The sequence below is a fragment of the Methylobacterium guangdongense genome, from assembly GCF_038442355.1.
In the GTDB taxonomy this organism is placed as follows: domain Bacteria; phylum Pseudomonadota; class Alphaproteobacteria; order Rhizobiales; family Beijerinckiaceae; genus Methylobacterium; species Methylobacterium guangdongense.
Genome location: NZ_JBBXMX010000004.1, coordinates 434,378 through 440,958 on the forward strand (window position 1 = coordinate 434,378; position 6,581 = coordinate 440,958).

General features: G+C 61.0%; 9 protein-coding genes. 3 read left to right on the plus strand and 6 right to left on the minus strand.

The window, feature by feature from the left end:
- The first annotated feature begins 13 nt into the window (after positions 1-13).
- Both AAHG09_RS11850 and AAHG09_RS31935 read left to right on the plus strand, forming a co-directional pair.
- The gene (locus AAHG09_RS11850) at positions 14-1,186 is read left to right on the plus strand and encodes a PDDEXK-like family protein (protein WP_342107375.1); all 1,173 of its coding nucleotides are present in this window, start codon (positions 14-16) and stop codon (positions 1,184-1,186) included.
- Positions 1,187-1,430: 244 nt separating this feature from the next.
- On the plus strand, positions 1,431-1,646 hold the full coding sequence (locus AAHG09_RS31935; protein WP_412760022.1) for a DUF6980 family protein: 216 nt from the start codon (positions 1,431-1,433) through the stop codon (positions 1,644-1,646).
- A 53-nt stretch (positions 1,647-1,699) separates the two neighbouring features.
- Here AAHG09_RS31935 and AAHG09_RS11855 read toward each other — a convergent pair whose 3' ends face one another.
- The gene (locus AAHG09_RS11855) at positions 1,700-2,116 is read right to left on the minus strand and encodes a DUF6869 domain-containing protein (RefSeq protein ID WP_342107377.1); all 417 of its coding nucleotides are present in this window, start codon (positions 2,114-2,116) and stop codon (positions 1,700-1,702) included.
- 695 nt (positions 2,117-2,811) lie between these two features.
- Here AAHG09_RS11855 and AAHG09_RS11860 point away from each other — a divergent pair.
- Positions 2,812-3,051 (plus strand): DUF2934 domain-containing protein, encoded by a 240-nt coding sequence (locus AAHG09_RS11860; protein ID WP_342107379.1) that lies wholly within the window; start codon positions 2,812-2,814, stop codon positions 3,049-3,051.
- A 684-nt stretch (positions 3,052-3,735) separates the two neighbouring features.
- On the opposite strand, the gene AAHG09_RS11865 is transcribed toward AAHG09_RS11860, so the two are convergent.
- The 5 genes from AAHG09_RS11865 to AAHG09_RS11885 form a co-directional block, all read right to left on the minus strand.
- A complete protein-coding gene (locus AAHG09_RS11865; RefSeq protein WP_342107381.1) occupies positions 3,736-4,029 on the minus strand; it encodes a hypothetical protein in 294 nt (97 codons plus the stop codon).
- 67 nt (positions 4,030-4,096) lie between these two features.
- Complete coding sequence (locus AAHG09_RS11870; RefSeq protein WP_342107382.1) at positions 4,097-4,471, minus strand: hypothetical protein; 375 nt, start codon at positions 4,469-4,471, stop codon at positions 4,097-4,099.
- Between the two features lies 1 nt (position 4,472).
- Positions 4,473-4,850: a DUF3768 domain-containing protein gene (locus AAHG09_RS11875; RefSeq protein WP_342107384.1), complete on the minus strand. Its 378-nt coding sequence runs from the start codon at positions 4,848-4,850 to the stop codon at positions 4,473-4,475.
- Positions 4,851-4,891: 41 nt separating this feature from the next.
- Complete coding sequence (locus tag AAHG09_RS11880; RefSeq protein WP_342107386.1) at positions 4,892-5,203, minus strand: hypothetical protein; 312 nt, start codon at positions 5,201-5,203, stop codon at positions 4,892-4,894.
- A gap of 39 nt (positions 5,204-5,242) precedes the next feature.
- Positions 5,243-5,452: a hypothetical protein gene (locus AAHG09_RS11885; RefSeq protein ID WP_342107387.1), complete on the minus strand. Its 210-nt coding sequence runs from the start codon at positions 5,450-5,452 to the stop codon at positions 5,243-5,245.
- Positions 5,453-6,581: the final 1,129 nt, after the last annotated feature.

Consider the following 6,581-nt stretch of genomic DNA (forward strand, 5'->3'; position numbering starts at 1 on the left):
CGCGATTCAACATTTGGTCGAGGCCGTCGCTTCTCAGCGAGCACAGGCCAGCGATGCGCGCAAAAGTTTCAACTCGGCAACCCTGCTGTTGGTGGACGAGATAGATCTCTCGCGTGTGATCGGCTGGATGCTGGATCCCGCAGGCACGCATGGTCAAGGCGACCGCTATCTCCGTAGCTTTCTAGGTCTCTGCGGGATCGCTGCACCAGACGATTGTCAGTCAGCAAAGGTTCGCCGAGAGGTGCCCCGCTACGCTTTAGGACGATTGATGGGGCGCATCGACATCGAGGTCGTTCACCCCACCTTTCTGCTCCTCATCGAAAACAAGCCGACCGCTCGCTTCGGCGACCAACAGTTGGAGCGTTACGCCCGTACACTGCCGCGTGATCTTGGAAGGCAGGCGCGCGTCATCACCCTTCTCGGGGCTGGATGGGATGCCGCGGTTATCGGGGCCATCGAGCAGGCCGGGACGCGTGCGCTGAAACTCGGTACTCACGTGCGCGACTGGGTAGCAGCGTGCCGGTTAGCTACGACCGAAGCGAAAGTCGCCGCGTTTCTTCTCGACCTCGAAGAATCTTTGGACATGCGCTTCGCGGGAAAGGACGCTCACGCTGTGCAGCAGATCATCGACCTTCTCACCGCAACCCCCGAAACCGTCGCTGCTTCCATCGACATCATGGATGCACGCGAGGCGCTGGCCGCGACAATCAACGACCGCTTCGTTGACGCCGTTCAGACGCGTGCCCGCGCGGCAGGGCTCGGCGCGATCCGTCCGGTCGCGGACGAGGCAGCTCTCTTCTCGCCCCAGCGTAATGGCATGCTGCGGCTCGACATCGGCGACCCGCGCTTTGATTTTGCACTTTCAGCCGAAGCGACTTTCTTCCGAAACGTTGCGCTCGGTGTCTGCTTGCGGAAGGAGCGGCGCGCAATGGCCGGTGTATACGCCGAAGAGATCGCTCGTTTAAGCACCACCCTGGGGCCCGGACAAGGCATTGTCGATGGGTGGTGGCTTTGGTGGGACCACTTGCAGGCTCTCGACGCGAGCGGCAGTCGCGGCATCAGTCCTACAGATTTTTGGGCCTGGGCAGCCGACGACGGTGATGACAGTTTAGCCGCAGCCTTCGTGAGCCGTGCGCTTGAGGCGAAGGTGGCGCTGTATGCTGCTGGAGGCGACCCACAGTTCTAAGAACTTCTCCCTAAATTAGTCACGCAAATTCTGCCCATGATAGGTGAGTTTCGGAATTTTACCGTGGCCTGCAAGCGGACGTTCCGCTGGCGACCCAACCCGGTCGCCGGAAGCGTTGTCGGCGTTCCCACGAAGCGGACGTTCATCAACCGCTCGGCAACTTCACCTCGGGGTAGGTAGCGAACTTTCAATAATAGTCCGCAGTGGGCATACCGTCGCCATGGATACTCCCTGTTGCGAACGGATGGCCGCCGACCTGCAACACAGGTGCGATGTGCACCCGAACCGACCCGACTGCCCAGACGCGTTTATCGCGAAGACGCGAAGTGGGTATGGCCTCATGGTGCACGACGGCGGAAGCAGCGTCGTGGAGATCGCCTTCTGTCCCTGGTGTGGGGCGAAGCTCCCGCAAAGCGATGAACCGGGTCACTCACTCATTGAAGACGAGGACGGCTACTAAATCTGCTGAGGGTGGAAAGCTTACGTTCATCGGCGTTGCGCCAGAGGTTCTGACTACGACTTTGCCATTATTTTCTGGAGAACGGACCAGACATCATCTGGGATAGTGCTCTGCCACATCGACCCCAGCGCCGTTATGAGATTTTCGTTCGACGTGGCTTCTTGAGAAACGACATCGATAACGTTCGGATTTTCAGAGATAATATCCTCTAGCGGCCCAGCACCGAGCGCCCCAAGTACCTTCGGATCGTTGGATAATCGAGCTACGGCAAAGCATATTTCCAGCGCCCGAAACGGGTTATCCTCTGATAGACCCATAATCGCATCGACCGCCCACCAAGATCGGTCTTCGCCCATTCTCTCCGGCGACACGTGAAGACGACCTTGGAAATCTATCCACGTCGCGGCTATCTCCTCGTTGCTGCGGCGCGACCAGTTCTCCGCCCACTCCTGATCATGATCGTGGTCCATACGCCTTCGATAGCCAATCAGAGCTAAAGGTCAGCTAAGGGTCGAGAGCGGTCCCCAAGGCTATGTCCGTTTCGCTGCATCCGTCGTCCAGAAGCGGCCGGGCAGGAAACCACCCTTCTCGGACATCGCGCATCGGCCGAATCGTCGCTGGCTCGCGCGTAGGTCAGGCCGCCAAAGGTGGCAATTGCCTTGACGAGTTGCGTTCAGCAGTCGTCACATCTTTCAACTTAGAGTTTTTGTATCAGCATAAAGGCTGCTCGTTGGTGGCCTCGCAAACGGAAAGTCGCGCTGCCTGACGCGAAACGAATGCAGACTGTACCAATCAATCGTCTGCATAACCGGTACATCTGCATCATACCGGTCAACCGCCGTGCTCCCCATTATAGCGAAAACGGGGGAGCTGCGTCCATGAATCGCCATGTCCTGTCCGGCCAGCTTGAGGGCTCAGCGTCCCTTCAAGACATACCGGAGACGAATTCCCGGGCGACTACGACCGCGACAATGGAGAGGATAGCGGTGGCGCTCGACCTCCCGCCAAGCGCCTTTGTACGACCGAATGAGCCACTCTGCGACAAGGCTCGCACTCTTGTTGAGAACGCAGAGGCCGCAGAAATCTTCGCCAGCATCACGGACCGTGATGCTCGGCAACGCGGCCTTGCCTATCTGCGATGGATCGCGGAGCAGGGAAGTCTTTGATGGATGATTCGTCATCCGCCGATGCACCGACGACACACAGCGCGAAGGCGCAGACAGCCTTAATTACACATGACAAAATTCGCGCACGAGCCTACGACCTCTGGGAGCGGCATCACCGCCCGGAAGGCTACGAAATGCAGTTCTGGTTCATGGCCAAGCGTGAGTTGATGGCTGAGCAAGAACAGAGATCTCTCGCGCCCTGGCCTGAAGGAAAGTTGTGGGCGGCTGAAGGAGACTGAGCGTTTTTCTGGGATGCGGTTCAAGGTTGATTATGCAAGATCGATTGCGTCGGCTTTGCCGATGACGCCCGCGCCAGCGCGCATAACCCCCGATCCGCTGGCGTGGGCGTCTACCGTTGAGGCGGCGATCATCCGGGTCGCGCCTGCATTGGACTGGTCGTTCGAGTGACAGGTTCACCCACCAGTATCGATGAGCCTGCCCCGGGGGCCCGGATGTACCGTGTGTTCAGCCTCAGCGCAGATGGGAGGGTGGGGGAGAGCCACACGATCCAGGCGCACAGTGACGATGAAGCGAAAGCCCTCGCCTCGACGCTGCCGAATGGCCATGGCATCGATCTATGGGAGCGCGCCCGTTACTTGGCCAGCTACCCCCCTCGAAGCGCGGCCTACCCTGAGCGATAGTCGCCGAGACCCAAGGCCTGGAGCTGTGTCCAAAGTCCGCCCGGCATCATCAAAGCGCGCCGAGCGATGTCAGCTTCAACGCCTTTTCTGCTCGGAAGCGGACTGTCCTGAAACCACCCTTAGCAATCTTCAGCTTTCAGCCCAGCGTCGTCGCTCACAGCCGTCGCAAAAAAAATTCAACGCATTCAGCTATGCGAACTCAGCTACGTTCAGACGTGGGCTCACGTGCGAGAGCCCAGGGTGTTTAATCGCTAAAGAGGCCCCGGAGAATTACCCACCCGGTCACGTAGGCTCAGTGCGCTTTTGCGAGGCCATCAGCAGCGGAGGTAACTGGTCGGCCATGCGATGACTTACATCATCGACATCTGGGCCCTGAAGGCCGCCTAAGCGAAGCAGCGGGTACACTGACAACGCCAGCGCCAGGGCCCAACCGACGACGCTCGCGCTGATCGCCAGGATCAGCCAGCGGTTCGGATCGCGTTGCCTGAAAGCGATAACCGACGGCAGGGCGAATCCCGCCAGCACGATTAGCCAGACGCAGGCGACGAACAGGACGAGGTAGTCTTCAAGGTTCATACGCCGCCTCGCGCCAACGCAGTGCTCTCATCAACGTGGCAGGCAGGCAGCGATACGTGCGTCCGCCTCATTGCTTTGGGCGGTTCGGCGTCGGCACGGTCACGACCACGTCGCCCTTCTCTGTCGCTTCGGCATAGAAAGTGATCGCGGTGTCTTCCTGCTGCTTGGAACCGGCGAAGGTGACGCTGATGCGGGTCATCGCCTTGCAGACCGACCTACGCGGGGTTTGCTCGACCGCGACGAGGTCGCGAATTTCCCATTCCACGTCGGCAACTTGTCGGAACTCGGCATAAAGTTGGTCGAGCGACCGGTGGAGCGCGTCGATGACGACCTTGTCGCTGCACCGGATGTCGCGTGAGCAGCCCCCGAACATCGCTGCAGGAGCGAGCGAGCCTAACACCAGCGCCCGAAACGCGGGACGTCTACGGTGGTGATCGGCCACGTCAGTACTCCTCGGCCAACATGATAGTCAGGACGCGCGTCGTCACCGCAGGGTCAGCCGGATCGGGTGAATGCCCGCGCAGTTCGCAGTCGTAAGCGTCGATCTTCCAAAAGCAGCGCCGCCCGCCGACCTGGACCGCGCCGAAGTCGTGCTCGCCGTGGGGATCGTTGTCGCCGTCGAAGCCGTCGAAGCGGCGCACAGCCAATAGGACGGCGATGCGCTCGGCCTTTGGCAGCGTGAGCACACCGGCCGTCTCGACCACACGACCGCCGACGAAGCTCCGACGGAACGCATCATTGAACTGCGCGATGGGCGCGGTACTGGCGGTCTCCCCGAGCCGCGAGCGGTGCCCGGGATAAGATCGCGTATTCTTGTTCATGTTTTGTTCTGACGCTGGCTGGACGTTCGTCATCGTCTGCTTCACTCCGCTGATGCGCGATGGGCAGCCAAACGGTTGGCCGCTGCAAAGGCGCGCCGCGAGAGTTCGGCGAAACGATGCGCCTCGGCCTCGAAGGCGGCACCCAGCGCCTGCCGCACGCCGGGCCGCTGCGCCTCGGCGGCGCGCAGCACCTCCTCCAGGTCATCACCTTCCAAGCTAGCGACGGCTTCGAGGGCTGCTGTTAAGACGGCGTCGGCAGCCGCACAGGGGCGAACTCGCTGCGGTGCCTTAGCGGTAGGCAGCAAGGCCGGTAGGCTCGCGGCGGGCGGAATCTGATCGGCACGGTTGGTCATTTCGTTCTCCTTCGATGCAGCGATGCGGGACGCGGGTGCTCAGCCCTGCGGGTCGGTAGCGGGGTGCAGCAGGGCGAGCTCGTCGCGGCGGCGGGTGAACTCGGGCAGCTCGGGCCAGTCGCGCCACCGTAGGAGGAAGCGGTCGTCGGCGCGGGTGGCAACGACGAGCGTCTCAAACCAGCCCTCGGCATGCCCTTCGGTGGCGAGCACGAGCGAGCCCGGCTTGATCGCGTCCCAGCTGCCGGGCACACGGGCATCGCCGGCCGGCGGCTTGGATGGTCCTGAAGCGGCCTGAGCGAGCGCGGCGGCTGTACTGCCCGTCGGGGTCACCGGAGCCGTAGGCTTGGGCGCGGGTGACGCAGCTGAGGTTGCGCTAGCGAGGGGCTGCGAGCCGCCCCCGGGTTCGCCGAGAAGTCTAACGGTTTTGGACGGTTGACTCCGAGCACCGTTGGTGTTGATCGGCTTAGGCTGCTGATTGGACATGTTGGAGCTCCAGAAACGACGAAGGCGGCCCGGAGGCCGCCTTGCGAGGGGAAGATGCTTTGCGCTGAGGCCGCGCTGATCGCGGTGGTGGGGCGCGCCAAGCGGGCGGGCGGGGCAGGAACTGAAGCGGCGTCATCGCAGGTGCTTTCAGTCGCGCAGGGTGGGCGACGAAAGTATCAGTACCGGATAATTATCCTAATGTCAAGGCTGCGGTCGTCGTCTAGCTTGTCATCGCATTCGCCGTTCAAAAAGTGGCATGACAAAATCTGCGATCATATCTTAACTTGGACGACACGATTGGACATAATTGATGTGATGGCACCAAATACTCTGATCGCGTCCTGAGATTATGATCCAAGAGCGTATCAATTTTATAGTCACTGCAGCAGCCGAACGGGGCGCTGAAGGTTCCTCCAATCGCGCAACTTAGTTCGATGTTGAAAAGCAGACCTTCGGCTTCGCGCCCATCCCAGTCATTCAGATGGCTCTGACGACGTTCTATAAGCGGACTCTACTGGCTGCGGTCGGCCATTCGCTTGAGGGTACCCTACGGAACAGTATGCCGCGGTCGGGCTTGCGTTCAGCTGGGCGCCCTTCCCCAAAACGGTCATCCATGCCGTCCCGAAGGCGAGGTTCGCGATTGTGTTCGACCTTCGGGTACGGGCGCCGACGCGACCGCAACCTAGCGTGCTGGTTGAGGAAAGACAGCGACCGGGCCGGCGTCCTCCAAGGCTCATGGCCTTCGATGACCACGTGTCAGTCCGGTCGTACCAGACGAGTAAGCCGATTGTGGTGGGAGAACGACATCGACCCGATGGGATTAGCCGTCCGAGACATGCACCCACTGGGGTGCCCTAAAACTTCGATCAGGGAGGGATCATGAACGCTGAACCCG

What these genes read in the sequence shown, in the direction of transcription:
- AAHG09_RS31935 (WP_412760022.1), top strand. Translation starts at nt 1,431, where the DNA reads ATGGCCGCCGACCTGCAACACAGGTGCGATGTGCACCCGAACCGACCC.
- AAHG09_RS11855 (WP_342107377.1), bottom strand. Translation starts at nt 2,116, where the DNA reads ATGGACCACGATCATGATCAGGAGTGGGCGGAGAACTGGTCGCGCCGC.
- AAHG09_RS11860 (WP_342107379.1), top strand. Translation starts at nt 2,812, where the DNA reads ATGGATGATTCGTCATCCGCCGATGCACCGACGACACACAGCGCGAAG.
- AAHG09_RS11865 (WP_342107381.1), bottom strand. Translation starts at nt 4,029, where the DNA reads ATGAACCTTGAAGACTACCTCGTCCTGTTCGTCGCCTGCGTCTGGCTA.
- AAHG09_RS11875 (WP_342107384.1), bottom strand. Translation starts at nt 4,850, where the DNA reads ATGAACAAGAATACGCGATCTTATCCCGGGCACCGCTCGCGGCTCGGG.
- AAHG09_RS11880 (WP_342107386.1), bottom strand. Translation starts at nt 5,203, where the DNA reads ATGACCAACCGTGCCGATCAGATTCCGCCCGCCGCGAGCCTACCGGCC.